The sequence below is a fragment of the Solibacillus isronensis genome, assembly GCF_023715405.1.
Classification (GTDB): domain Bacteria; phylum Bacillota; class Bacilli; order Bacillales_A; family Planococcaceae; genus Solibacillus; species Solibacillus isronensis_B.
Genome location: NZ_JAMBOC010000001.1, coordinates 1,195,226 through 1,221,541, shown reverse-complemented (window position 1 = coordinate 1,221,541; position 26,316 = coordinate 1,195,226). Strand labels below are relative to the sequence as shown.

The window sequence follows — 26,316 nt, the reverse complement described above, 5'->3', positions numbered from 1 at the left end:
AGCATTTACAGTATGAAATTATATATTATCCGACACGCTGAATCGGAGGGACAAGATCCGAAGGCTAAGTTAACAGTAGCTGGTAAAGAGGAAAGTGAGCAGCTGGCAAATTTTTTGGAACAATACCCGATTGAACTTGTCATATCAAGTCCATTTACAAGAGCATTACATACAATAGAACCATTTGTCCGGAAAAACAAAATTCCTTTCAAAATTGATCATCGGTTGAGGGAACGATTATTAAGTGACGAAAATCTTCCGGATTGGCTGGAAAAATTGAAACAAACGTATGTGGATAAGGATTTAAAATTTACTGGCGGGGAATCAAGTAATGAAGCGATACATCGTATCAATGAATTAGTAGAAGAATTAAAACAAAGTGCTCATATGTCAGTGGTAATCGTTACACACGGCAATATAATGTCTTTACTACTCAACCATTTTCAACGGCATTTTGGATTTGACGATTGGAAGCAACTGTCGAATCCGGATGTCTTTGAAATAGAGTTTAGCAATGAACAAACAGTTGTAAATCGTGTATGGCGGTAAGTAATGTAAAATAGGTTGTAGAAAAGCAGGTGCAATATGAAAAATTATTTTATTATCAGTGATATCCACGGCCAGTATAAAGCATTTGAAAAGTTATTAACGTATTGGAATCAAAAGGATAGCCTTGTTTTACTCGGAGATTTAATCGATCGGGGTCCACGGTCTTATGAGGTCGTGCAAAAAGTAATGGACTTAAAGCGGCAATACGGGGAACAGGTTATATTTTGTAAAGGGAATCATGAAATGATGCTGTTGGACTTTCTCGAAAACCCTGGGCAAAAACATGCCTTTTACTACAAATACGGTGGACGGGAAACAATGGCTTCATTTTTAAAGTATTTACCGGGTGAAGTAAGTGAACTTGACCCGATTGAACAAGCGCAAGTCGTTAAAGAGAAGTTTGCGGAGGAATTGGATTTTTTAAATAAAGGCAAATTGTATGAAATCGTAGGGAATCTGTTATTAACACATGCAGGATTTGATTCGAGTTTTGCAACAGTTGAGGAAACGGAGGATGAAAATTTCCTATGGATTCGCCAGCATTATACAAATGAAAATAAAACACCGTATATCAATGTTTTTGGTCATACACCATTACAACATATTCATGGTTGCAATGACATTTGGATTAGTAAAGACCAAAAATATATTGGAATAGACGGTGGGTGTTATTTTACAGGTCAATTGAATGGTATCGTACTTTCGGAAGAGGGCCAAATCATTCACATATATGCCGTTACTTCGGACAAAACCGAGAACTATGATAATTGACACGTGTCGTTTAGACTGAGCAAAAAGTTATAATTATATAATATTTTTTCTTGAATGTATGTTTTCCCCCGATTTTTTGGTATACTACTTTTAACGATATGTAAAAGAGGTTATCCCGTTCGATTTTGTGCGGGGTAGCCTCTTTCGTGTTTAAAGAAGTTTTTCAGGGAGGAAACATTTTGGAGCAATATACAAATTTACGAGCGGGCGAAAAAGGTGCCTATTTATCGATTTTTGCCTACATATTTTTAAGCGCGCTTAAGTTAGCAGCAGGCTATTTAGGAGATTCAGAAGCGTTAAAGGCAGATGGATTAAACAATACAACAGATATTATTGCTTCAGTAGCCGTTTTGATCGGGCTCAGAATTTCCCAGCGCCCGCCTGATGATGACCATCGATACGGCCATTTTCGCGCAGAAACGATCGCATCACTTGTTGCATCATTTATTATGATTTATGTCGGGATCGAAGTACTTATATCGGCGGGTGAAAAAATCGCCAATCCGATCGATCAGAATCCTTCCATTTTAACAATTATTGTAGCCGTGTTTAGTGCAGCAGTCATGTTTGCAGTATATAAATATAATTTAAACCTCTCAAAAAGAATTAACAGTTCTGCTGTTAAAGCGGCAGCCTATGACAACCGCTCTGATGCTTTTGTCAGCATCGGGACAGCAATCGGTATTACCGCAGCGATATTAGGTTTCCCGATCGTCGATACGATTACTGCCTTTATTATCGGTTTAATCATTATTAAAACAGCGATCGAAATCTTTAAAGAAGCGGTGTTCTCGTTAACGGACGGATTTGACACGGAATTGATCAGTTCGATTGAACAGCGTGTTTCAAAAATTCCGCGTGTCCGTGATGTTACTGATGTACGCGGCAGACAGCACGGCAGCTTAATTCTTGTGGATATTACAGTAAGTGTAAATCCTAATCTTAATGTACGTGATTCACATGCCATTACGGAGCAAATTGAAAATGAAGTGAAGCAGTTGAATCCTTATGCGACAACACTTGTTCATATTGAACCGTATGACCCGAAAGAGCTGGTTATTTGCGAAGATGATTTCCATTTCTAATGGATAGCCCTATAAAGATTTTACTCTTCGTAAAGTAGCAGAGGGCAATACATTAATTTGTTAAGAGTAATTGGGTATATACTTCAAGAATTTCACAGGTAGTTTTAGAATAGAACTGAATCCGCTTCTAACGATTCGATTAAGTCACACTCATTTTGAGTTGTGGCTTTTTCTTATTGCAATATTTTTTGTTTGTTGAGGCATGATATGAAGAAGAAATATTATTTACAAGGAGGAAAATAGTTGGACGTTTTATTAGGTCAAATTCGTGAAGGTCTGGATTATCTGGCTATACAAGGTAAGAAGGTAAATAAAATTAAAATGAATCCAAATTTATTTGGAAAAATGACTGACAAACATATGGACGTTGAGGTAAGTGCCGATGCTATTACTGTATTCGGAATTACGATCGAAGCTGATGAAAACATTGAAATATATGCTTTTGTAATGGATGAAGCCACTTAATTTTAAGTGGCTTTTTATTATACCCTCATTATCTGTGAATACTTGCGCACCACTTTATTTAACGGAAAATGAGAATGACATTTTACTGTGAATGAATCAAAATAACCCATCTTCTGTTAAAATGTATGTACTTACGGGCAAGCATATTAGTGGAGGTTATTATATGAAAAAAGTAGTTGCAGTCATTGCCGTTTTAATCATTGTATCAATCCCAATCTTTGAGTGGTTGTTAACGAACCCCTCCAATTCATTGGAACTGATGCAAACTTTAAGGAATTCTGAAAATCCGGAATCGCTGTTTATGGATGAAAAAAATTTCGATGCCGAGATTGTTGAGTACATACAGGAAGAGTTTAGTCCAAATACGGTGCAGCAGTTTACAATACTGGAGTTTGATGAGAAAAGTTTCTTGATTCAAACAACTCCTGGTACTACTAAGTTGGATATTATTAATATAGAAGAACTGCCAGAGGAAATGAGAAATTATTTCCTTTCACAGGAATGACCGTACAATGATTCAAAATTTAAGAAAAAGAAAGAGGAATACTATTGCATACTACAATCGGGATTGTCGCTCATGTTGATTCTGGAAAAACAACTTTTTGCGAACAATTGCTTTATCATACAAATGCCATTAAAAAGCGCGGACGGGTCGATCACCAAGATGCATATTTAGATAATCATGCCATTGAACGGCAGCGCGGGATTACGATTTTTGCTGAGCAGGGGCGAATCGATTATAACGGGCATGTGTATACGCTGATCGATACACCAGGACACATCGATTTCGCACCCGAAATGGAACGTGCGGTTCATGTGATGGATGCTGCCATTGTCATTATCAGTGCGGTCGATGGAATTGAAGGGCATACGGAAACGGTTTGGCATTTGCTGCGGGAGCACCATGTTCCGACATTTATCTTCATAAATAAAGTAGATCGTGAAGGAGCAGATGTTGATGCAGTAATGGCTGCGATTAAAAAAGACTTATCCCCAAATGCATTAATGTTCAATCATGGAATTGATACTTTTATAAAAGAGTGGCTTGCAGAACGTGATGAGCATCTGATGGAAAAGTACTTTGCAGACGATTTAAAGGAGCACGATTGTACTGTAAAGCTGAAGCAAATGATTCAGAAGGAACAGGCATTTATTTGTATGTCGGGCTCTGCTTTAAAAGATGAAGGGGTACTGGATTTTTTCGAAACGATTACAAAACTGACTGAAACAACATTTGATGTGAACGGACCATTTGAAGGTAAGGTTTATAAAATTCGCCATGACAATCAGCAACGTCTCACATTTATGAAATCAATATCGGGTATTTTGAAAATTCGCGATGAATTTACATTCGGTGAAACGACAGAAAAGATAACGGAAATCCGGCTATACAACGGCAGCAGTTTTACGACGGTTCAACAAGCGCAGGCGGGTGATATTTTTGCGGTGAAGGGACTGGCGACGCCGATTATCGGTAATATAATTGGGGCTACGGAAACAAATCCTGCGCAATTTGAAATGATTCCAACATTGCAGGCAAAAGTGATATATGAAGGTGCGTTACATATTAAAGAACTTCACCGGATTTTTCGTGAAATTGAAGCGGAGGAACCGAGTTTACGGGTCATATGGAATGAGAAATTCCAGGAAATTTCGGTTCATGTTATGGGGACAATTCAGCTGGAAGTATTAACCGAACTGGTGAAGGACCGCTTCGGAATTGATGTGCACTTCGGCAAGCCGCAAATTCTTTATAAAGAAACAATTGCTGCCTCTGCAGTCGGCTATGGCCATTTTGAACCATTAAAGCATTATGCGGAAGTACATCTGAAAATGGAACCGAACACGCGTGGTGCAGGTAACACATTTTCGAACCAGTGTCATGCCGATGACTTATCTGTCGGTCATCAGCGGTTAATAGAAAAGCATCTATTTGAGCGGGACCATCACGGAATACTTACAGGTTTTCCGGTAACTGATATTCATTTTACGCTACTGACAGGACGGGCACATAATAAGCACACAGAAGGCGGTGATTTCCGTGAAGCATCGTTTAGAGCATTGCGGCAAGGGCTTGAACAATTGGTAAATGTACTGTTGGAGCCCTATTACCGATTTAAGATGAAAGCGTCAAACGACCATATTGGCCGGATGATGTCAGATATCCAACAGGCAAGCGGAACATTTGAAGCACCGATTTTAACAGAAGATACCGTGACATTATACGGGCGGGCTCCAGTAGCAACTTTTATGGATTATTCCACGCAATTTGCCGCTTATACAAACGGGAAAGGTGCGTTAACACTGCAATTCGATGGCTATGATGTATGTCATAACAGCGATGAAATCATTGAACAAGTTGGCTACAATAAAAACGCCGACCCTGAATATACATCTTCCAGCATTTTTTGTGCAAAGGGGAAGGGTTACAGTGTGCCTTGGCATGAAGCGAAAGACGCGATGCATTGTGAAGTAAAGGAAATCGAATAATGAAGGAAAGAAGGATTTTGCAGGAGGATAAAAGAAGTAAGTATAAGTGTTTAGAAAAAAGGAGGCACTTCTAATGGCATATATTTTACAGGTAGATTTCAAAATGGATGGTCCATTCGGCGAAGAAATGGCTGCCGGGTTTAAAGGATTGGCAGAAAGTATTAACGAAGAAGAAGGCATGCTCTGGAAAATTTGGACAGAGAATGCGGAAGTGGGCGAAGCGGGTGGTATTTACTTATTTGAAACAAAGGAAACTGCTGCAGCTTACTTGGAAATGCATTCAAAGCGTCTCAATGGCTTCGGTATTACAGCAATCAACAGCAAAATTTTTGCAGTCAACGAGTCGTTAACGAATATTAACAAAGGTCCGGTTAATGTATAAATAAAAGAGCATTATAGGTTTTGAGAGACACAATGGTGGTGTCTTTCTTTTTTGTTCGGAATTAACCAAACGTAAGATCCGAGCAAATTATTAAAGCTATCAAACGATGGTTTTGGAACGTTTGGAATTTAACGTATAATATAATATACCCCAAAATTGAAGGGAGGAGGTTAGCGTTTTATGGAAACATTAGTTCCTTTATCTTTAATAGGTATTCCACTATTCTCGATCTTGCTTTGTGTCAATCTTATCAGTTTGCTAAAAATTATAGTCCATAACCCAGAACAATCTGTGAAAAAACAGACTTTTCTAGTTAGTATCAGCGTTGCTTACATACTATTTTCATTTTTATGTATATTAATCGTCATTGCCGATTCAGTTTGGGGAGTGTCTATATAAACGATTCCTATTACCATATTGGAATTAAAAGCCTGATAATACCAATAAAAAACATTTATGTTATTATTATGATATATAATGATATTTTATGGGGTGAAAGGGTTGAAGAAATATATTTACATAAGTATTTTATTTGGAGTGTTTGCTTTATCAGGTTGTGCTGTTGAAGGAACTGAAAGTGAAGAAATTATAGAAGAAGTCTCACCATCTCTTTTAAATTTATCGCAAGAGCAAAAAGAAGATTATTATCAAAAATATGTAGCAGTCATAGAGGATATTAATAAAGAGCATGACACTGATCTCAAGTTAGAACCTATCACTGCATTTTCGGATGACTATTGGGTTGAGGTAGAAACATTTAAAAAGCGGACAAAAGAGCGAGCTGATATATCAGTTGTTGTTTCAGATAATAATGAACGCTATCATCCAGCTTCAGTCCCAAAGACAGTGACGTTAGAAATCGGTCCGAATAAAGAGCGCATTATATTTGAAGGAGCTTTTGATACACAATTAAACGAAAATACCTCAAAAGGAAGACAATTATTTTCTGTATTTAATGGTATTTCTTCAGAAGCAGAAAATTCTGATGGAAGTTGGACTCAAGTAGGGTACACAAATTCGTTGTTGGAAAATGGAACACTATATGTTATCGAGGTTACAGGGAAATACTCACTAAACGGTATACTTTCTACACATAACATATCTTTAGAATTTGATTGTAATAAAAATGGTGGAGTTAGTTAGAGCTATTAATGTTCCCAAACATTGAATAACTCTGACTAATAATAAAAAGACAAAAGACTTTCTATGTAAGAGTTTTTTGTCTTTTTTAACGTATACGCTCATTTAATTTTTTTTTTGCTTTAACCAAAAATCAGGAGGCATATAAGAAATTAATGAATAATCAATTTCATCCCCTGATTGAGTTGTTAATTGAACAAGTAAAGGTTCTTCTTTATTAGATGGATTTATTGCCCTTGTTTTAATTGTAATCACCTGAACACCAGTTCTTATTGGGTGACCGACAACAACGACCTGATTTCCTAGTGTATAAACATCTGTAATTTCCGTCTGAAATGCAACGATATAAAGATCCAAATCATTTTCATTTTGAAACATGGGAATAGATAATCCCATGTTGTGTTCGAAATCATACCAACCAGAGATTCCAATATCATAATTAGTAAATAATCGGTGTAGGGCATAATGAACTCTACTAGGAATATAGCTCCATCTTCCGGTCGTGCTATACCAGTGCTCCTCATAAGCAGGTCTTTTATATTCTGGTTTATTTACTATTACATCAAATGAAATTTTAGTTCCATTTTTAATCACTTCTGAAATTTGGACCATATTTGATGGGAAAGGTTGCTCTTTCCAAGGAGGATCAGAAATATTTACGGGTTTGGAAGGTTCAAGTTTCTGAAGCCGATTTTCCGCTTCTTTTAATTGTGCTTTAAGGTCTAAAATTTTTTTCTCCAAACTTTTAGCATCATTTGGTTCTTCTGCATAATAAAGCGGAGCAATACTTATATTAAACATCACTACACAAATAATAAATAAAGTAAGTCTTTTGGGAGTTACCATAGAAACACCTCAGGATTATTCTGCTCTATTGATGCAGAAATATGTTTTATAATTTTTATTTCTCTAATTACGGGTGCTTTAGTACGATAAGGATTTTAAAAGTATGCATATACGTTCCCAAATAATCGGCAGCTAAGACTAATACACTATCTTAGCTGTTTTTTCCTTTAATTAGGTTACCAAACGTTACAGGGTAGTAGTTTACAGGGGGAAGTATCTATAGACAAAAACGTTATAATAACATTAGTATTAGCACACGATAAATTCGATGAAAACACCAAAAAAGAAGTACAACAGTTTGCAGCTGACGTTATTAAAAAATGTAATTTTGAAACTGAAATACAATTTAACATAACAAGTTATTATAATTCTTAAGTACTAAAAGACGAAATTATGGAAGATACTTGTTCAACTAGCGGGTATACTACTGCAACAAACCAATTTGAAATAACCCCACACGTTGCTTTGGGGACGATATAACTTTTGGTTATTAATTTGCCGTTATTTAGTTTAATATTTAATTAAAAACATATAGAAAGTGGCGTTATAATGAGCCTTTGTCGATATTTTGCTTCAAAAAACCCTTTACCAATTATTGAAAACTCTTTCGCAACTTTAGAAGATTATGCTTTAGAAACACAGTTTGAGATTCTTCCTTGTCGAAAGAATCCTCCGATTGCAGTAGCAGGACAAATCCAAAAGCCTTTTGTTTACAAGGTGAGAGGGAATGGAAAGCCTCTAGATCAACTTGTTGACTATATTAAAGAAAATATTAGAGAACAGGATCGAGTAGAATTTTGGTCGATATGGCACAGTGAAAAAGTACCTTCGAACAATATGTATCGACTTAATCCACAACAAATAACACCTGAAGATTTACGGTTCTTGCATGGCAATCAAAATTGTTGTATTAGATTTTTTCCAAAAAATAAAAAGTAGCCTTCTTGAAATTCAAAATGAGGGATAGATGTTCCAAAACATCGCCTTGGTAGCTTTTTTGCTCTAAATACCGTTTTAATAATTATTTATTTCTGAAAATTAAGATATAATTAAAGTAATTTTATTTTGAAAGGATTGATTAATATGAAACAGGTAACAAAGGGGATTGAAAAGTAGTCTACATAATTCACAAGACGATGAAAAGAAATTTATTTGAAAAGAGGAACTATAACTTGTATAAAGATCAAAACTTAATAATCCGTCCAATAGAAGAAACGGATTTACATCGTATTTGGGAATTAGAATTTAATGAAGAAAAACCTGAATGGAAAAAATGGAATGCACCGTATTACCCGCATGAAACAAAGTCTTTCGATGAATTTTTACCTATTGGCAGAGAGTGGATGAGTCAACAAAGCGTTTGGGTAGTTGAAGTAGATGGTATTTTGTGTGGAACAGTATCTTATTATTGGGAACATGAAGCCTCGAAATGGTTAGAGATGGGCATCCTTTTTTACGAGGGTGGAAAATGGGGAAAAGGGCTTGGCACTCGTACTTTAAAACTCTGGATTGATCACTTATTCAATACAATGCCTTTAGTTCGTGTTGGCTTTACTACATGGTCTGGAAATGAACGGATGATTCGTGTAGGTGAAAAATTAGGGATGCAATTAGAAGCACGCATTCGTAAAGTTCGTTATTATGAAGGGAATTACTACGATTCGATTAGAATGGGAATTTTACGTGAAGAATGGGAAATGCAGAAAGATTAATCCTTTATAGCCATGCACAAACAACCGAAATAACGTTCCCAAATGAAATTTATGGGGGGTTAGATTATTTCAACCATACATTTTGAAAGGTAGGTAGTTAGCTTGGAAAATAAAGAAATAATACTTAGCATTTTAAATGACCTTAAAAATGGACGTACACCTAGTCATACAGATTACAATTTACATTTAGATATATGGGCAGAATTTATCGAATACTTGGATGATGTTAAGTACATTAAAGAGGTTACTATCTACTGGTTTGGCGATGCTGATGAATATTATGACGAAAGAGTACACTCTGTTGACCTATGCAAAGCCAAGCTAACACCTTTTGGAGAGAATTTTTTAGCCGAACAAATGAATTAAACATACATAATAAACTTGAAAAACGTTCCCAAATCAAAGTTGGGAATAAACGAAAAAAGCAGAAACATTGTTAAGTCAACGTTTCTGCTTTTTCTATTGGTTTATTCTTTATAAGTTGTTTTATACACTTTTACTTAATGTCAATATTGACAACGGTTTGAACGTACAAGGGGTTTGCAATGTCATCGGTTTTTTTGCATCCCATAATCAATTCAGCTTTTATTTCACAAAAATATGTGCATCGCAATAACAAAGACCTTTGCAGCTTGGGCAATCAACTTGATAGGGCTCGAAATAGCGCGGCATATAAATAAATGGTTCAAAACCCTGTGCTGCAAATTGCCGCTCAGCTGCCCAGCGGTTTGTATCGGATTGAACCCATCCAACCGTAACAATCGTTTTTGCAACCGGCTGTACGGCTTCGAGGTAAGCACGTACTAGTTTTGTTCCAATTCCTTTTTTTCGCTCGTTTGGATGGACGACAAAATGACTTGTATAATAACTGATCCCTGATGTGACCAGTTCCTTTAACGACTGAAGCTCTTCAAGAAAATAGGGGAATTCCTTGTTGAAATCTTTTATTTCATAACCCGCAATATAACCGACAACTTCATTAAGCTCATTAACGGCTACATAACGAATGCCTCCAGCCTGATCGACGGTATCGGTCGTTTCTGGTTCAAATGGTAAAAAATCATTGAGCAGTGCTGCAATTTGCACTGCATATTTCTTTTCATAAGGGTAAATATTCATCGGTGGACCTGCCTTATATTGTATATGGTTATTATTGTAACATAGTAAAGGGAAATAAGGATATTTTTGATAATTGTAAATAGGGAACGTTTGTTCTATAATGGAGTTAAGAAAGGTGGAAAGTTAATGAAAGAACAATTGCAAAAGGCATTGCAACACAATCAAATTTTGGATATTGTGTATTTCGCCAAAGACAAGTCAATAACAAAGCGTCGAATAAAGCTAATTAAAATCTCCGGAGAACATGTGCAAGCGTATTGTTTTTTCCGTCATGCAAAACGAAATTTTATTGTAGATAATATTTTAGCTGTACATCCGGTAAATAAAAAAGCGAGAGGGTTACAAGCATAGAATATATATAAGTATTATCATTTATTTGATAATTATGTGGAATTTTCTGACTATTTGTGTTATATTAAGTTTAGGGAGGTGAATAAGTGATGCAAGCTTTAAAAAGAATGGGGGCAACAAACTTTTTTGTGAATAATGTGAAGAGTAAACCAAGATTAAACAAATTAAAAAGTATGTATTTAACAAGAAAGGAAATTTCGGATTATGTTAAAACAAAATAAATAAAACCCTCCACTTTTAATTGTGGAGGGTTATTTTTTTAGCACAGAATTAAGTATATTTCTGTGAAGTTATTCTTTAGAAGATTTTGTTTTGCCACCGGATAAAAACCAACCAGCGATTGCGATTAACACTCTATAAAATATTAGTTTCCACTCAAGGGAGTGGGCAAACTCGCTGCAATTTCTAGTCCAGGTTTAGATTCAAGAAGTTTCACAAAGAAGTTTGCAGCAAACCTCATAATAATTAATCCGATTAATCCCCCTGCAAATATGACAAGGAACTTTCCGCCGTCCATGCGCTATATCCGCTAATTCAACTTTTATAACCGTACTCCAAAATCCAGATTTTTTTGTTCCTTTTCCTTTTTTGATCCTTTATTTTTAAAGTATAGTTTCCTTACAATGTGATTGATCGTTATAAATAATAGATATAGAACACCAATAGTCTGAACCTGCCATACATCTACAAGAAACGTTATGATAAATAAAGAAGCAAAACGGAAAATGAAGGCACTTTGGTGAGAGATTCATAGTAATTAGATAAGGTGGGATAGTAGTGTTAAAAAAGGGTTTTTACAAAACAAACACATAGTTCATTGGTATTCAATGAACTATGTACAAGTAATAGATCGATATTTACTCAAATTCAATTAGAAGCAAAACAATATGTAAGCCTTCTTTTTAATTAAGCGGCAATATCTGAATACTTATTAAGTAATTCATCCAGTTCCTGACTGCAATTCACGACTTCCGGATGAGTGAATCCTAAATCATTTGCTTTTTGGTACATAAGTTTTCTTTTTGTCTCAATTCGTAGTTTTAGTAGCTTTTTTAATAGTAAAAATTTCATCGATAAATTTCCCTTCAGTAGTAGTTGGTAGGTTTAAACTTTTGTTGAAATAAAATGACAACTGTTTCATCCTATCTTATTTCGGACAAGATATATGTCGAAACATGCTAAAAAAGCATAATTCAATAATTTGTAAAAATTATAAACTTTATACATAAATAGGGTGCTTTATATTTGACTTAACTTAAAATGTATGGATATTTGTTGGGTTCTTGTAAATGTCGGAAATCGGTGAAATCCAATTTTTGTACAACTGGTAATATCATTGATATAATGAGCGATGTGAATACATATAAACAGAAAGAGGTTATGAAAAATGACAAATGCTTATGATGAATATATGCGTCAAGTAACACAGCCAATGCGTACGGAACTTGAGAGTGCAGGCTTTGCACAATTAACTACGGCAGATAGTGTACACGAATTTATGGCTGAAACAAAAGGGACGGCTTTAGTTGTAATCAATTCAGTTTGTGGTTGTGCTGCAGGTCTAGCACGTCCGGCTGCTCGTGAAGCAGTAGCAGATGTAAAACCGGATCAGCTTGTAACGGTATTTGCTGGTCAAGACCCGGAAGCGACTGCAGCAATGCGCGGATACTTTGATGAAGTGCCACCAAGCTCACCATCAATGGCGATTTTAAAAGATGGTCAATTAGCTTACTTCATTCCACGTGATCAAATCGAAGGTCATCCAATGGAACAAATCCGTGATCATTTATCAGATGTGTTAAAACAAGTATGTGCCGAGTAACGATTGTCACAACTGCAGGCAGACCGGACGAGCAATCGCTTCAGTTAGCTGAATTTGCTAGTAAGGAGCTGCAGGCAAAAATTGTTCCGCGCCAAAAACGTTCGGTACGTAAGCTTTCCGAAGTGTACGATGCCAATGTCATTGTTGCGGGGAAAAATCGATTTGAATACTATGCGAAAGGTGCCGAGGCGCCTTTCTTTTTTCATCCAAATTCTGCCGCATTTCGTTTGAAACGTGTCGCTCGCGGTGAAGACGAGCCATTGCTTACTGCTTGTGCACTGCAAAAAGGGGATACGTTTTTGGATTGCACACTAGGCTTAGGGGCCGACAGCTTGTTGGCTGCTTATGTTGTAGGTGAAAAAGGCAAAGTGATTGGTGTAGAAGCAGACAAAAATGTGTCGTTTATTGTAAAAACAGGGATGCAAGCTTATGATACGACTGAACTTCCATTGACGGCATCCATGCGAAATATCGAAGTGGTTCATTCTACGGCACTGGAATATTTAAAGCAGCAAGAAAATGAAAGCTTTGATGTCGTATACATGGATCCGATGTTCGAGGAAGTCATTGAAGAATCAACGAATTTTGAAGCGCTGCGCTATGCCGGAAAGCATGTGACACTAACGGATGAATGGGTGGCTGAAGCAAAACGTGTGGCGAAAAAGCGTGTCGTGTTAAAGGCCCATTATAAATCGAACTGGTTTGAAAAGTACCAGTTTCAGCGTGATGTGCGATTAACAGCCAAGTTTCATTATGGTGTTTTTGAAAAATAAAGCGTTGAAGTTCTTTTTAAGAAGAGCTTCAGCGTTTTTCTTAACGCTTTACATACCCCTCATAGGTATGATAATCTGAAATCAAGTAAGGGGGATTGATTGAATGATACATGAAAACGATAGTATATTGGAAGCACATGAAGAAAGCTGTCGTAAAAGTCATCATCCTGAACCGATAAAAAAAGATTTAACGACGAGATTAAATCGGATCGAAGGGCAAATTCGCGGAATTAAGGGTATGATTGATAAAGACGTGTATTGTGATGATATTATTACACAATTATCGGCAACACAATCGGCTTTAAACAGTGTCGCGAAAATTTTGCTTGAAGGTCATTTAAAAGGCTGTGTTGTGGATCGTCTGAATGAAGGCGATACCGAAGTTTTGGACGAGCTTGTCGTAACTATTCAAAAAATGATGAAAAAATAAGGAGTGTTCAAGTATGGTAAATGTAACGTTAAATGTTAATGGTATGTCTTGCGGTCATTGTGTAAAATCTGTAGAAACTAGTGTTGGCGCATTAGCTGGTGTACAGGAAGTAAAAGTGGATCTTGCTGAGAAAAAGGTATCGGTTGCGTATAACGAAGATGCTGTTACTGTTGAGCAGATCAAAGAAACGATTGATGAACAAGGTTATGACGTTGTTTAAGTATTGTGGTATTGATTCAGGTTCTCTACTATAGAGAACCTCTCTTTTTACAAAATTTTATACCCCCTTGAGGTATAAAGAGGTGAGAATATGACGAAAGAACTTACATTGCAAGTAACAGGTATGACGTGTGCGGCATGTTCGGCAAGGATTGAAAAAGGGCTGAATCGTCTGGATGGCGTCGAATCGGCGAACGTCAATCTAGCGGTTGAAAAAGCGGCGATTCGATATGATGAAACCGTTGTTAAAGCACAGGATATTGAGCAAAAGATTCAGGCACTTGGCTATGATGTCGTCAAAGAGAAAGCGGATTTCACAATCGATGGAATGACGTGCGCGGCGTGTTCGGCAAGAATCGAAAAGGTGCTCGGGAAAATGGACGGGATTGCTTCGGCAAATGTGAACTTGGCGTTGGAAAAAGCGACGATAGAATTTAATCCGTCACAAGTTTCGGTGTCCGATATTATTGCGCGTATCGAAAAGATCGGTTATGGCGCACAGCCCGTTGTTGAAGGCAATCCGGTTGATCATCGTGAAAAAGCAATTCAGCGGCAAACGGTTAAATTTATCTCGGCGGCTATTTTATCATTGCCGCTTTTATGGACGATGGTTGCCCATTTTTCATTTACGAGCTTTTTATATGTGCCTGACATTCTTATGAATCCTTGGGTACAGCTAGCATTAGCAACACCTGTTCAATTTATTATTGGCTGGCAATTCTACGTGGGAGCATATAAATCATTGCGCAGTGGTGCTGCAAATATGGATGTGCTCGTTGTAATGGGAACGAGCGCGGCCTATTTTTACAGCATTTATCAAATGCTCGCACATCCTAGCGGTCATATGCCGCACCTGTATTTTGAAACGAGCGCGGTGCTTATTACACTGATTTTATTAGGGAAACTTTTTGAAGCACGTGCTAAAGGCAAATCGTCACAGGCAATCAAGCAGTTGATGGGGATGCAAGCGAAATCAGCACTAGTAATCCGTGATGGCGTCGAGCAGTCTGTACCGCTTGAAGAAGTACGCATTAATGATATTGTCCGAGTGAAGCCAGGTGAAAAAATTCCTGTCGATGGGGAAGTCGTTTCCGGAACTTCAGCCGTGGATGAATCAATGCTGACAGGCGAAAGTTTGCCGGTGGAAAAAAGCATTGGAGATTTCGTTTACGGTGCAACACTGAATAAAAATGGTGCACTGGAAATGAAGGCATTAAAGGTTGGCAGTGAAACAGCATTGTCACAAATCATTAAAATCGTCGAGTCGGCTCAAGGTTCTAAAGCGCCGATTCAGCGTCTTGCCGATAAAATTTCCAATATTTTTGTGCCGATCGTTGTAGGGATTGCCGTTGTGACATTCCTTTTATGGTGGTTGATAGGCGGAGAATTTATCCAGGCATTTGAAGCGACAATTGCAGTTCTTGTTATCGCATGTCCATGTGCGCTCGGCTTGGCGACACCAACGTCGATTATGGCGGGTTCAGGACGTGCGGCACAGTTTGGTATTTTATTTAAAGGCGGGGAACACCTTGAACAGACTGGTTTTGTCGATACTGTCGTTGTCGATAAAACAGGAACGGTTACAAACGGGAAACCGGTTTTGACAGATGTTGTATTGTTCAGTGATTTAGAAGAAAATAATGTCCTGCGCATTGTTGCTTCTGCAGAAAAACAGTCTGAGCATCCATTGGCAGAAGCAATTGTTGAAGGTGTATTAGAGCGCGGGATTAAGCTATCGGCTGTTTCAAGCTTCCAGGCACTACCAGGGCTTGGTATTGAAGCACAAGTGGATAATGTAGAAGTAGCTGTAGGTACGAGAAAACTGATGCGGGATCGACAAATTAGTATTGAAGAATCGATCGAACAGCAATTGATTTCATTGGAACAGCAAGGGAAAACGGCGATGCTAGTAGCAATTAACAACCAATTCGTTGCAATTATTGCCGTTGCGGATACGGTAAAAGAAACATCTGCTGAAGCGGTAAGACGTCTGCATGCACTTGGTCTGAAAGTGATTATGCTTACAGGTGATAATGAACGAACGGCAAAAGCGATTGCAGCGGAAGTAGGCATTGACGAAGTAATTGCAGAAGTGCTGCCGGAACAAAAGGCACAGCAAATCGAAAACTTAAAAGAACAAGGTCGTAATGTTGCAATGGTTGGTGACGGGATCAACGATGCACCGGCACTTGCGGTAGCTGATATCGGGATGGCAATCGGTACGGGTACAGATGTAGCGATGGAAGCGGCGGACATTACATTAATTCGCGGGGATCTGAACAGTATTGCAGATGCGATTTTAATGAGCCGTAAAACGATGAAGAACATTAAACAAAACCTGTTTTGGGCATTTGCCTATAATGTCATCGGCATTCCGATTGCCGCACTCGGTTTCCTCGCTCCATGGGTAGCAGGCGCAGCAATGGCTTTCAGTTCCGTTTCGGTTGTATTAAATGCATTAAGACTGCAGCGTGTGAAATTGTAAAACAACCGGTATTCTGGATAAAGAATGCTAATGAGTTTGACGGAAAATGCGCAAGGATGACAATCAATATTGAAGTTTAAATTTTATAAGAATATTCCAACATAGTCATACAGCATTTGTTTTAAAAATTATTGTTGTGGAAACGTACAATGGAAGTGTTAAATCGTTTAAAAAAAATAGCACTCTAATTTCTTATAATGATTGGGGCCAATAATATGAATGAAGATTCAAAGGTATATGATGTCACGATTATCGGTGGAGGTCCTGCAGGGATGTTTACGGCATTCTATGGAGGCATGCGCCAGCTTGAAGTTAAGTTAATTGAAAGTCTGCCACAATTAGGCGGGCAGCTTGCAGCACTTTATCCGGAAAAATATATTTATGATATTGCAGGATTCCCAAAAATCCGTGCACAGGAACTTGTAAATAATCTGAAAGAACAAATGTCAGCCTTTGAGCAGGAAATCGTAACTGGTCAAAGCGTTGAAGCCATTGATAAGTTGGAAGACGGAACATTTAAGCTTACAACTAACAAAGAAATACATTATTCAAAAACAATTATCATTACAGCAGGTCTTGGTGCATTCCAGCCAAGACAATTGGAAGTTGAAGGAGCCGATTATTACGAGGGTAAAAACCTTCATTATTTCATCAACAATATAAGTGAATTCAAAGGTAAAAATGTTGTCATTTTCGGTGGCGGAGATTCAGCTATTGACTGGTCGCTTATGCTTGAACCGATTGCTAAGAAAGTTACTCTTGTGCATAGACGAGATCAGTTCCGGGCGCATGAGCATAGTGTTGAAAAACTGTTTAATTCAAGTGTTGAAATAAAAACGCCTTATATGCCTGATGAGTTGTATGGCGATGAAAGTGGCATTAAACAAATTGTCATCCGTAATGCAGAAGGGGAAAAGGGAACACTTGAAGTTGACGAAATCATTGTAAACTATGGATTTAAATCCTCTTTAGGACCAATTAAAGAATGGGGTTTGGAAATTGAGAGAAACTCCATTATCGTAAACCCTAAAATGGAAACCAACATCGAAGGAATCTATGCGGTTGGTGACGTCACAACATACGATGGAAAAGTGAAATTGATTGCAACGGGATTCGGTGAAGCGCCGGTCGCCATTAGTGCAGCACGGTTGTATATTGACCCAACAGCCAAGAAGCATGTACCGCACAGCACGGACCTTTTTAAGGGGGAATTGTAGCGGGTTTATCGGTATGAATGGAATATTTAACAGGGAAGTGGAGACACAATTCACATATGAATTTGTGTCTCTTTTTTTATTGCTATGTTTAAACTGATACAAATTGTTATTTCCTGTTTTAGGGACAATGGGGAATTATAGATTGTGAAATTTATACTTTCACTGCGTGACAGGCAATTCTACGACAAAGTTGGTTCCGCGATTTTCAATACTGTCCACATGGATTAATCCACCATGTAAAGTAACAATGGCAGCCACTATTGATAGTCCGAGTCCTGTCCCATCAACCGAACGTGTCCTTGCGGTATCTACTCGATAAAAGCGGTCAAAAATTCTTTCTTTCTCTTTATCATTCATTCCTATACCCGTATCTTCAAAAATTACCAATACCGATTTTCCTTGTTCTTCGATTGATATTTCAATCATGCCGTTCGGTTTATTATATTTGATGGCGTTGGTTAACAGATTGTCCCAAACCGCATTTAGTAAGGACGGATCTCCGGTGATTTCTACATCCGGTAATGTGAACCCGAGCGTAATCCCTTTTTCACCTATTTGCCATTGATTGTTCCGTACTAGTTCCTTAATCTGCTTTCCGATATTAACTGTTTTTCTTTTCAAAATATCCTCATCGTGATCCAAAGAAGCGAGGAGCAATAATTGTTTTGTTAATGTAGAGAGTCTTTCGATTTCCGCATTGATGATTATAATGTAATTACTTTTATCCTCAGGACTCGTTGAATCACTTTTTAATAGGTTTGTATATCCTTTAATATTGGATAGAGGTGACTGAATATCATGAGAAATGTTTGAAATAAACTCTTTTCTCATTGCATCTAATTGTTCCAGTCTACTGGCCATTCGTAAAAAACTAAGTGAAAGTTCTCCTAATTCATCATGACGGGTAGTATCAAGATCAACATTGTAATTTCCGTTTGAGAGCGTTTTAGTTGCGGATGTAAGCTTTGAGATTGGATTAACTAAATATTTTGTAATAAAAATTACCATTATAATGCTCAGCATAATCGTCAAAGCTAGCAGCCACCCGAATAAAATATGCATTTCGTTAAATAGAAGCTTAATATCCGGTCTTAGAAAGAGGGCATACTTTTCCTCGTTATGTGTCAAAGGAACACCAATCGTATTCTTTAATTCGTTCGCAAAAAATCCTGTTACAAATGTTTCCTGGGGGAAATTTGATATACCATGAAAAATATTGCCGTTAAGTACTTGTTCTTTAGTTGAATTGGATAAAGTATTTTCCCTGAAAGGTGCACCAAAATAAAGTTCATTTCCTGAATTGTCAACGAGGAAAATTTGATAACCTATTGAAGAAATATTTTCAAGATAATCTATAAGATTTAAATCAGCTTGATTACCGGTAAATTCAGCAATTTCCAACGCAATTTTAGTGTTTTTTTGGTCATTAAATGGTTTTAATTTTTGCTGATAATACGTATTCGAAATTAAAAAGGCAAATATACCACTAAAAATCATAATTCCAATGGTGAACACAACAAATTTCACATAAAGAGATTTCATTTGCGGTTTGCCTCCAGTGAATAGCCAACCCCACGCACAGTCTTAATATGAAAATCGTCCGTCAATTTAGAAAAACGTTCCCTTAATCTTTTTACATGAACATCTATTGTCCGCTCATCTCCTTCAAAATCTACACCCCAGATGTGTTCTATTAGATGAGCTCGAGAAAATACTTGCATAGAATTTGTAGCCAGGAAGTACAGCAGTTCAAATTCCTTTAAGGGTAACAGAATCGTCCGTTCTCCAATCTGAACCTCATAGCTTTTTTTATTTATAGTTGTACTACCTAAATGAATAACAGTTTCATCGGATTGCTTATCATATCGTCGTAGTAAGGCTTCTATTCTAAATTGTAATTCTTTTGGTTCAAACGGCTTGACTAGATAATCATCTGTGCCAGATTTATATCCTTCTTCCTTATCTTCAATTTGATTCTTAGCCGTTAAAAGGATGACTGGAATATCATATTTCTTTCGAATAACCTTTGTTAATGCATACCCATCCATAAAAGGCATCATCACATCGATTACTGCTAAATCACATACTTCTCTATTAAGAACTGCTAATGCTTGAGTCCCGTCTTTTGCTTGCACAACTTTGAATCCTGCCTCGGCTAAATGGATTTTTACAAGCTGTAATATATTGATGTCGTCATCTACAATTAGAATTGTTGTCATTCTTGTACTCCTGTTTTATAAAAATTTTTTATCTGCTTTAAACCATATCAAATGAACAGCCATGCAACGTCCAGGCTGTTCATTAATATTCTGCTTATATTACTCCTGCTTTAAAATTTGCAGAACTTGCTCTTCACTTTGCAAAACCATTCCATCGCTCATTTTTATCACATGGTCTACATATGAAAGCAATTCTTCATCATGTGTAACCATTAATGTAGCAATATTTAACGTTTTAGTTAACTCTTGAATCAATAACATAACATCTCTAGACTTCCATGAATCTAGGCTGGCTGTTGGTTCATCTGCGAAGAGAACTTTCGGTTTATGGATAATGGCTCGGGCAATGGCGATCCGTTGTTTTTCCCCACCTGATAATGAAGATGGGTAGGCCTGTCTTCTATGATCCATTTCAACAAGTTGCAGAATGTTACGAACTTCAGCTATTTTTGATTGTTTGCTTAAGTTAGATTCAGAAACATCCAGCATCAAAATTAATTGCTCTTCAACTGTGAGAAAAGGAACAAGATGAGCAAACTGAAAGACAAACCCAAATTTACTGGCCCGTATTTTTCGAACCTGTTCAGAACTCATTGCAGTCATATTGTTTCCGTCGAAAATAACTTGCCCATTTGATGCGGGTTGTAATCCAGCAGCTATAGTAAGGAGCGTACTTTTACCGGAACCTGATGCGCCTACTAATGCTGTTATCTCTCCTTCTTTAAGAGTAAGGGTAATTCCTCTAAGTATTTCTTCTTCTATTTCCCCCGAGGTAAATGTTTTTCTTACATCTTCAATTGAAAATATTGTCATATTAAGCCTCTCCTTGTTGTATCGCATGTAATGGTTCGATTTTTTTGATTTGTATTCCAGAGAGTGTAGCTCCGATAAAACCGATGAATAGGAAAACTAAAGATAATTTTATGGTTGTTTCAAATGTTAAATGGAAAGGCATTCCTTCAGGTGCAATCATATTAAATACTTGGCTGAATGAAATGGACAAAATAAGAGAAATTATCGTAATGAAAATCATTTGTGTCCACATAATTTTGAATAACCTGCTTGTTTTCATGCCAATTGCCTTTAAAATACCAAATAAACCGACTTTTTGAATGTTCATCATGTAGAAAAAGATGGCAAACAACATGCCGCTAATGACAACTAAAAACCAGACAATCATATTTAAAGACATTTGTTCTGCATTATAGCTTGGAATTGTATTAAGGAAATCCTTGTTCGAAAAAGATTGCAGGCCCATGAATTGTTCTGAAGATTCTCCACCTGGTATGAATAACAATTGCATTTCCATAACTCGATAGATTTCCTTATAATTCTTCATATTTATATATGCAACAGGGGCATGACTGAATTTCTTCTGTTCAACAAAACCCTTAACTTTAAATTCACCACTAAATTGATTATTCGTTAAGACATCTCCAACCTTTATCCCTTTATCCTCCATTGACTGGTCTAATATAATCTCCCCGTCTTCAACGTTTTCAAATAGCTCTGAATCAGTGGAAGTAACAAAGGCAACGCTATGCTGTTTGTCAGTTTCGCTATTTAAAAAACCCATTTGAATTGAGAATGCCACTGCATCTTTTTGTTTATTTATTATTTCATCCTGTATATCACTGTCTATTTTTGAAAGATTGTAAGTTTCATCTCCCTCTTTATTCATATAAAATTGACCTTCTGGTAAATCTTTGATCAACGAAGCATTGTCTTGCGATAATCCATTCGCCAAACCCGATATTATAAAGGTCAATAAACTAACAAGAAAAATAATTGAACCTAAAATTAAAAATCTCACTTTGTTTTTCTTTATTTCTTTCCATGCAATATTCATTTGTAATTTCCTCCGATCTCTTCTTTACATCCATAGTTTATCGATTGAATATGAACGGGAGATGAACAGTAAATTACATTTCGAGTTCATTCGAAATATTTATAAATGAACAGTACACAATTATTAGGCACTAGATTATTTAATTTGCAGAAAGTATCAGAATGAAAAAGTAACAGAGAATGCGGAAACAACTGAATTTAGTAGAGGGGATAGCAGTATTACAAACTCGGTTAAATCAACAGTCATATCTATAACATGTCCTTACGAAGGAAAACCCGAGTTATAAAGGTATTAGGGCAAATCTTTAATCTTTTCGTACTTATTAATTTCTGAAAATTCCATACTTTGTTATAATATATTTAGTAAATAAATAGAGATACAATGGGAGTGCCTAAACTATGGAATATATCACGCTTAATAATGGAGTAAAAATGCCGATCGTTGGTACTGGTACAAATACGTATGGTAAACAAAATAATGACTATAACGGTGAATTAACAAATGAAATTCCTGAACTTGTATCAGCACTTGAGCTGGGATATCGCTCAATAGATGCAGCTATTAGTTATCGAAACGAAGCAATTGTCGGGGGAATTTTAGCAGAAAGCACAGTGCCTCGAGAAGAGTTGTTCATTACGACAAAAGTTCCTGCAAGAGAAGAATATGTTTCTTCAAAGGAATCGACAAGAGCAGCAATCGATAATAGTCTAAAAAATTTTAAAACAGACTATTTGGACCTGCTTTTGATTCATGCTCCGATCGAAGACAAAGAGCAGCTAAGAAATACTTGGGAAGTTTTTGAAGAATATTATGAGGCGGGCAAACTTAAAGCAATCGGCGTTTCGAACTTTAAGAAAAATCATCTGGATGAATTGAAAGAATTCGCGAAAGTGAAGCCGGCCGTTAATCAAATTCAAATTAATTTAAAAGAAAAGAACAAAGAACTTCTTGATACATTACAAGAAGAGGGAATTACACCTGTAGCGTGGGGTCCGATGAAAACGGAAGAACATCAAAATGAAGTGTTGGATGAGATCGGTAAAGCGTATGGGAAATCTGGTGCTCAAGTATTATTGAAATACCAAATCGAGCGCGGTGTGGTCGTCATCCCGAAATCACACAACCGTGAAAACCAAGCAGCTAATCTGGACCTTTTCGATTTCGAACTGACTGCGGCGGATGTAGAAAAAATTGAAAACCTATAGTTGGTAACTAACTGGGCGTCTCCTATTTTGGAGACGCTTGTTTGAGATCTGCTTTTGTTAACAGGCCACTTATCAAAATAAAAGCACCAATGAAAAACATTGCAATAAACAATATGACCATCACGCCCATTCCTCCAGAGCCCTTTTCGGCAAAAATAGCAAAACAAATCCCAATAATAAGCCAGGAACATGATTCCCCATTATTGAGCGAAAGATTATAATTTTATGCTTATTAAAGACAAAGTGAGAAATATCAGTTTAATGTTAGTAATAGGTTGGAATAGTGAGCAGACAGAAATGAAAGCGGTGGGCTTTAATGCTTCCACAGGGGAATATAGGATTCAAGGGTGAAAGCATAATATTTATAGATTACAGATTATTTGGTAGATAGAAAGGAAGTCATCCATTGTCAAAAGGGCTTATACATCATATTGAACTATATGTTTCTGATTTAAAAAGTTCCATCAACTTTTGGGGTTGGTTTTTAGAAGAATTGGGATATGAATCTTTTCAATCGTGGGAAAGCGGACATAGTTGGAAAATCGGAGAGACCTATATCGTTTTTGTGCAAGCAGAAGAACGGTATATGGATGTACCTTATCATAGATGTAGAGTTGGTCTAAACCATTTGGCCTTCCATGCAAGCTCCCGTCAACAAGTAGATGATATGACAAGAATGTTAGAAAGGAAGGGTGTTAAGATCCTTTATACTGATAAACATCCCTATGCGGGAGGGGAAGATTATTACGCGGTATTTTTTGAAGATCCAGATAGAATTAAGGTTGAGTTGGTAGCACCATGACCTTGCCTGTTTAAATGTTTTTTCTTCTATATGAAATTAAAAATGGAACACCTAATGAATTGTAGGTGTTCCGTTACACATATTCTATACAAAAGAACCTATTCCTTCCGCATAATAAAGCTCAAATGTCTGCCTGTTGAGCGGTCTTGGCGGTGGGAGAATCCATCATCGTACATAAATGTGCACATACGGTCAATCGTAATATTTTCATCAGGCACACCTGCAAGCATGCACTGCTTTTTCACTGTTAACTGGTTGTCGATATGAAATTTGCCCGTTTCTTCATTCCAGTACATAAATTCGTCCGCATAGCCGAGTGCTTTGAATTTTTCCTGTACATCGGCATCTACTTCAAATTTTTCCTGACTGATTGCAGGGCCGATCATTACTTTCAAATCACGTAAATCGCAATTTTCTTGTTGTTGTAAATACTGCAGTAACTTCAATGTAATTTCTTTAATCGTCCCTTGCCACCCGGAATGAACAGCCCCGATGACATTTGTTTTTTCATTATAAAATAAGACCGGTACACAATCTGCGGTAAAGCTTGAGATCACGACGTTCGGTTCATACGTATACAGTGCGTCGGTATCGGGAACTGCAGTTGCGTTGTCGGTTGCTCCTTTACCGATTTCAGATTTTTCCACACGGAAGAAGTTTGCACTATGTGTTTGATTGGCACATACAAACTTAGATAAATCCGTTTGCAGCAGTGAGGCAAGCTGTTGGCGGTTTTTGATAATAGCAGCTTCGTTTTTGCAAACATGGAGTGCCATATTATTGTCCTCGGCAAAGGCTGAATCCTTCAATGTAATGCCCAGTACATGTTTTTCATTATTTTCATAAAATTTTATCTTCATTTTATCACCCCCTGTACTATACCCGCAAAAGCGAATTTTGTATAGGCAAATGGTGTTTGGTATAATGATGAAAAATAGGGGGTATGTGATGAAGAGTTGGCAAATCATTTTAACGGGTCTTTTACCTTATGTCATGGCGGTCATTGCCTTTATCGCATTTTCATTGCCTTATGTGAATCAAATGATTACATTCGGAACTGCCGCGGCCTTTACTTTTTATGTTTTACCGATTTATTTTTTTGTCGTGATTCCCTGGTATTATGTGCTGTACTTCATGCGTAAAAATTACAGCAAACGGGCACTTTACTTAACAAGCTTTATTTTTTGTTTTCTGCAGCCAATCGTATTCGGATACTTTATGAAAGCACCGGTCGGCAGCGCGTATTTTTTATTTTTTGTATCACCACCGTTTATAGTTGGCATAATGGTTAGTACATTGTGTATTAACTGGTTTTATAAAGAAGATTTGAAGCAGACGACAAATGGAAGGGGAGAGCCGATTGGAATTGACGATTGAATGGCAATACATTACTAAGTCTAAGCAGGAAATCACATGGCGAAGTGAGGCAATTCCTGCAGCGCATGCCTACACGCTCGTGCTGGATATGGAAAATACGGGTCGCACAAAAAATATTGTGATGACAGATGAACATGACAGTACATGGACATTAAAAGAGCTGAAAAAATATTTGAAATCTCTTGAAACAGAACCTACCGAAGTGGAATTGTATTTCGATGGCGGATTTAATAGAGAAGAAAAGCTGGCCGGTTTAGGGATTGTCGTCTATTATAAACAGAATGGGAAAAACTATCGCTTGCGGACGAATCAGCTGGCGGAGTATTTAACATCAAACAATGAAGCGGAATATGCGGCATTGAATCTTGCGGTCGAACAGCTTGAGGAAATGGGTGTCCATCATCAAAAAATAAAGATTTACGGCGATTCGCAAGTCGTCATTAATGAAATGAACGGCGAATGGGCAGTAACTGATAGCGTTCTGACAACGTGGGCGGATAAAATCGATGCGAAGCTCAAGAAGCTTGGCATTCGACCGGAATATCAATATATTGACCGCAAACTAAACGGAGAAGCGGATCAGCTTGCTAATCAGGCACTTCAGGATGTCGAAATATACGCGGATATAGATATACGAAAAAGTAAGAAAAGATAGATGAAGGGGGGATCTTTATGATTCGTTCTGTTGGTACAGGGAGTTCAAGTTTAAATAATCAGACACGTCCCCGAAATTTACAGCAACAAACTACAGCCTTCCCGAAAATCGGAGAAGAACAAGGAGTCGCACGAGAGCAGAAAAAGCTGCGAACGGATGAGGCCGAAAGAGGACCAATAATGGTTGGGGTCAAACCGAAAGCACAGCTGAAATCCATTTTTGATGAACCAAATGGTGTCGTGAAGCTTAATGCTGACGGCGACAAATTGGAAGTCAGCAAGCGTGCGATTTCACTTGCAAAAGAAGTGCTCTATACTTAAAGAAAAAAGCTCCGCCGGGAATATCTCGGCGGA

At 37.3% G+C, this 26,316-nt stretch carries 33 protein-coding genes and 1 pseudogene; 25 read left to right on the top strand and 9 right to left on the bottom strand.

The features are described 5' to 3' along the window. The first annotated feature begins 12 nt into the window (after positions 1–12). The 9 genes from M3166_RS06280 (at position 13) to M3166_RS06240 (ending at position 6,885) form a co-directional block, all read left to right on the top strand. Positions 13–549 (top strand): histidine phosphatase family protein, encoded by a 537-nt coding sequence (locus M3166_RS06280; protein ID WP_251688385.1) that lies wholly within the window; start codon positions 13–15, stop codon positions 547–549. A 36-nt stretch (positions 550–585) separates the two neighbouring features. After that, entirely contained in the window at positions 586–1,320 is a 735-nt protein-coding gene (locus tag M3166_RS06275) for a metallophosphoesterase family protein (RefSeq protein WP_251688382.1), read from the top strand. 179 nt (positions 1,321–1,499) lie between these two features. Continuing rightward, positions 1,500–2,405, top strand: a complete 906-nt coding sequence (locus M3166_RS06270) for a cation diffusion facilitator family transporter (RefSeq protein WP_251688379.1) — start codon at positions 1,500–1,502, stop codon at positions 2,403–2,405. A 243-nt stretch (positions 2,406–2,648) separates the two neighbouring features. Next, positions 2,649–2,870 (top strand): lactate dehydrogenase, encoded by a 222-nt coding sequence (locus M3166_RS06265; protein ID WP_251688376.1) that lies wholly within the window; start codon positions 2,649–2,651, stop codon positions 2,868–2,870. A gap of 163 nt (positions 2,871–3,033) precedes the next feature. Then, entirely contained in the window at positions 3,034–3,375 is a 342-nt protein-coding gene (locus M3166_RS06260; protein ID WP_251688374.1) for a hypothetical protein, read from the top strand. A 44-nt stretch (positions 3,376–3,419) separates the two neighbouring features. Then, complete coding sequence (locus M3166_RS06255; RefSeq protein ID WP_251688372.1) at positions 3,420–5,360, top strand: elongation factor G; 1,941 nt, start codon at positions 3,420–3,422, stop codon at positions 5,358–5,360. A 73-nt stretch (positions 5,361–5,433) separates the two neighbouring features. Then, on the top strand, positions 5,434–5,742 hold the full coding sequence (locus M3166_RS06250; RefSeq protein ID WP_251688370.1) for a monooxygenase: 309 nt from the start codon (positions 5,434–5,436) through the stop codon (positions 5,740–5,742). Between the two features lie 180 nt (positions 5,743–5,922). Further along, complete coding sequence (locus M3166_RS06245) at positions 5,923–6,141, top strand: hypothetical protein (RefSeq protein WP_251688369.1); 219 nt, start codon at positions 5,923–5,925, stop codon at positions 6,139–6,141. A gap of 102 nt (positions 6,142–6,243) precedes the next feature. Continuing rightward, the gene (locus tag M3166_RS06240; protein ID WP_251688367.1) at positions 6,244–6,885 is read left to right on the top strand and encodes a hypothetical protein; all 642 of its coding nucleotides are present in this window, start codon (positions 6,244–6,246) and stop codon (positions 6,883–6,885) included. Between the two features lie 102 nt (positions 6,886–6,987). On the opposite strand, the gene M3166_RS06235 is transcribed toward M3166_RS06240, so the two are convergent. After that, on the bottom strand, positions 6,988–7,728 hold the full coding sequence (locus M3166_RS06235; RefSeq protein ID WP_251688365.1) for a hypothetical protein: 741 nt from the start codon (positions 7,726–7,728) through the stop codon (positions 6,988–6,990). A gap of 549 nt (positions 7,729–8,277) precedes the next feature. Here M3166_RS06235 and M3166_RS06230 point away from each other — a divergent pair. From M3166_RS06230 to M3166_RS06220, 3 genes are all read left to right on the top strand, one after another. Beyond that, positions 8,278–8,667, top strand: a complete 390-nt coding sequence (locus M3166_RS06230) for a hypothetical protein (RefSeq protein ID WP_251688363.1) — start codon at positions 8,278–8,280, stop codon at positions 8,665–8,667. Positions 8,668–8,900: 233 nt separating this feature from the next. After that, positions 8,901–9,440, top strand: a complete 540-nt coding sequence (locus M3166_RS06225) for a GNAT family N-acetyltransferase (RefSeq protein WP_251688361.1) — start codon at positions 8,901–8,903, stop codon at positions 9,438–9,440. A gap of 102 nt (positions 9,441–9,542) precedes the next feature. After that, a complete protein-coding gene (locus tag M3166_RS06220; RefSeq protein ID WP_251688360.1) occupies positions 9,543–9,806 on the top strand; it encodes a hypothetical protein in 264 nt (87 codons plus the stop codon). A 219-nt stretch (positions 9,807–10,025) separates the two neighbouring features. Here M3166_RS06220 and M3166_RS06215 read toward each other — a convergent pair whose 3' ends face one another. Continuing rightward, entirely contained in the window at positions 10,026–10,559 is a 534-nt protein-coding gene (locus M3166_RS06215) for a GNAT family N-acetyltransferase (protein ID WP_251688358.1), read from the bottom strand. A 126-nt stretch (positions 10,560–10,685) separates the two neighbouring features. Between M3166_RS06215 and M3166_RS06210 the strand changes: the two genes are divergently transcribed. Both M3166_RS06210 and M3166_RS19350 read left to right on the top strand, forming a co-directional pair. Next, the gene (locus M3166_RS06210) at positions 10,686–10,910 is read left to right on the top strand and encodes a WYL domain-containing protein (RefSeq protein ID WP_251688356.1); all 225 of its coding nucleotides are present in this window, start codon (positions 10,686–10,688) and stop codon (positions 10,908–10,910) included. 86 nt (positions 10,911–10,996) lie between these two features. Then, positions 10,997–11,131, top strand: a complete 135-nt coding sequence (locus M3166_RS19350; RefSeq protein WP_285848775.1) for a hypothetical protein — start codon at positions 10,997–10,999, stop codon at positions 11,129–11,131. A 69-nt stretch (positions 11,132–11,200) separates the two neighbouring features. On the opposite strand, the pseudogene M3166_RS06205 reads toward M3166_RS19350, so the two are convergent. Then, a pseudogene (locus M3166_RS06205) lies at positions 11,201–11,643 on the bottom strand (TerC family protein); the annotation flags it as partial. Positions 11,644–11,816: 173 nt separating this feature from the next. After that, positions 11,817–11,981: an aspartyl-phosphate phosphatase Spo0E family protein gene (locus M3166_RS06200; protein ID WP_251688353.1), complete on the bottom strand. Its 165-nt coding sequence runs from the start codon at positions 11,979–11,981 to the stop codon at positions 11,817–11,819. Positions 11,982–12,297: 316 nt separating this feature from the next. Between M3166_RS06200 and M3166_RS06195 the strand changes: the two genes are divergently transcribed. From M3166_RS06195 to M3166_RS06170, 6 genes are all read left to right on the top strand, one after another. Continuing rightward, positions 12,298–12,732 (top strand): BrxA/BrxB family bacilliredoxin, encoded by a 435-nt coding sequence (locus M3166_RS06195; RefSeq protein ID WP_251688351.1) that lies wholly within the window; start codon positions 12,298–12,300, stop codon positions 12,730–12,732. Next, entirely contained in the window at positions 12,720–13,505 is a 786-nt protein-coding gene (locus tag M3166_RS06190) for a class I SAM-dependent methyltransferase (RefSeq protein WP_251688349.1), read from the top strand. Before M3166_RS06195 ends, M3166_RS06190 begins: the two co-directional genes overlap by 13 nt. 103 nt (positions 13,506–13,608) lie before the next feature. Beyond that, positions 13,609–13,935 (top strand): metal-sensitive transcriptional regulator, encoded by a 327-nt coding sequence (locus M3166_RS06185; protein ID WP_251688347.1) that lies wholly within the window; start codon positions 13,609–13,611, stop codon positions 13,933–13,935. Positions 13,936–13,948: 13 nt separating this feature from the next. Further along, the gene (gene copZ, locus M3166_RS06180) at positions 13,949–14,155 is read left to right on the top strand and encodes a copper chaperone CopZ (protein WP_251688345.1); all 207 of its coding nucleotides are present in this window, start codon (positions 13,949–13,951) and stop codon (positions 14,153–14,155) included. Positions 14,156–14,245: 90 nt separating this feature from the next. Further along, on the top strand, positions 14,246–16,639 hold the full coding sequence (locus M3166_RS06175; RefSeq protein WP_251688343.1) for a heavy metal translocating P-type ATPase: 2,394 nt from the start codon (positions 14,246–14,248) through the stop codon (positions 16,637–16,639). A 215-nt stretch (positions 16,640–16,854) separates the two neighbouring features. Beyond that, positions 16,855–17,856, top strand: a complete 1,002-nt coding sequence (locus M3166_RS06170; RefSeq protein ID WP_251688341.1) for an NAD(P)/FAD-dependent oxidoreductase — start codon at positions 16,855–16,857, stop codon at positions 17,854–17,856. Between the two features lie 159 nt (positions 17,857–18,015). Here M3166_RS06170 and M3166_RS06165 read toward each other — a convergent pair whose 3' ends face one another. The 4 genes from M3166_RS06165 to M3166_RS06150 all read right to left on the bottom strand — a co-directional run bounded on the left by M3166_RS06165 (position 18,016) and on the right by M3166_RS06150 (position 21,924). After that, positions 18,016–19,398, bottom strand: a complete 1,383-nt coding sequence (locus M3166_RS06165) for a sensor histidine kinase (protein ID WP_251688338.1) — start codon at positions 19,396–19,398, stop codon at positions 18,016–18,018. Continuing rightward, entirely contained in the window at positions 19,395–20,075 is a 681-nt protein-coding gene (locus tag M3166_RS06160) for a response regulator transcription factor (protein ID WP_251688336.1), read from the bottom strand. Before M3166_RS06160 ends, M3166_RS06165 begins: the two co-directional genes overlap by 4 nt. Positions 20,076–20,174: 99 nt before the next feature. Further along, positions 20,175–20,888, bottom strand: coding sequence for an ABC transporter ATP-binding protein (locus M3166_RS06155; protein WP_251688334.1), 714 nt, complete (start codon positions 20,886–20,888; stop codon positions 20,175–20,177). Position 20,889: 1 nt separating this feature from the next. Next, positions 20,890–21,924 carry an FtsX-like permease family protein gene (locus tag M3166_RS06150; protein WP_251688332.1) on the bottom strand — a complete coding sequence of 345 codons (1,035 nt, stop codon included), beginning with the start codon at positions 21,922–21,924 and terminating at the stop codon, positions 20,890–20,892. A gap of 398 nt (positions 21,925–22,322) precedes the next feature. Between M3166_RS06150 and M3166_RS06145 the strand changes: the two genes are divergently transcribed. Further along, positions 22,323–23,129, top strand: coding sequence for an aldo/keto reductase (locus M3166_RS06145; protein WP_251688330.1), 807 nt, complete (start codon positions 22,323–22,325; stop codon positions 23,127–23,129). A gap of 406 nt (positions 23,130–23,535) precedes the next feature. Next, complete coding sequence (locus M3166_RS06140; protein ID WP_251688328.1) at positions 23,536–23,931, top strand: VOC family protein; 396 nt, start codon at positions 23,536–23,538, stop codon at positions 23,929–23,931. 98 nt (positions 23,932–24,029) lie between these two features. Here M3166_RS06140 and pgeF read toward each other — a convergent pair whose 3' ends face one another. After that, on the bottom strand, positions 24,030–24,791 hold the full coding sequence (pgeF, locus tag M3166_RS06135; RefSeq protein WP_251688326.1) for a peptidoglycan editing factor PgeF: 762 nt from the start codon (positions 24,789–24,791) through the stop codon (positions 24,030–24,032). 88 nt (positions 24,792–24,879) lie between these two features. On the opposite strand from pgeF, the gene M3166_RS06130 reads away from it, so the two are divergent. Genes M3166_RS06130 through M3166_RS06120 form a run of 3 tightly spaced genes read left to right on the top strand, consistent with a single transcriptional unit; the run spans position 24,880 to position 26,283 of the window. Further along, positions 24,880–25,308: an ATPase gene (locus tag M3166_RS06130; protein ID WP_251688324.1), complete on the top strand. Its 429-nt coding sequence runs from the start codon at positions 24,880–24,882 to the stop codon at positions 25,306–25,308. Continuing rightward, complete coding sequence (locus M3166_RS06125) at positions 25,292–25,963, top strand: DUF771 domain-containing protein (protein ID WP_251688322.1); 672 nt, start codon at positions 25,292–25,294, stop codon at positions 25,961–25,963. Before M3166_RS06130 ends, M3166_RS06125 begins: the two co-directional genes overlap by 17 nt. 17 nt (positions 25,964–25,980) lie before the next feature. Beyond that, positions 25,981–26,283, top strand: coding sequence for a DNA primase (locus M3166_RS06120; protein ID WP_251688320.1), 303 nt, complete (start codon positions 25,981–25,983; stop codon positions 26,281–26,283). The last annotated feature ends 33 nt before the right edge of the window (positions 26,284–26,316 follow it).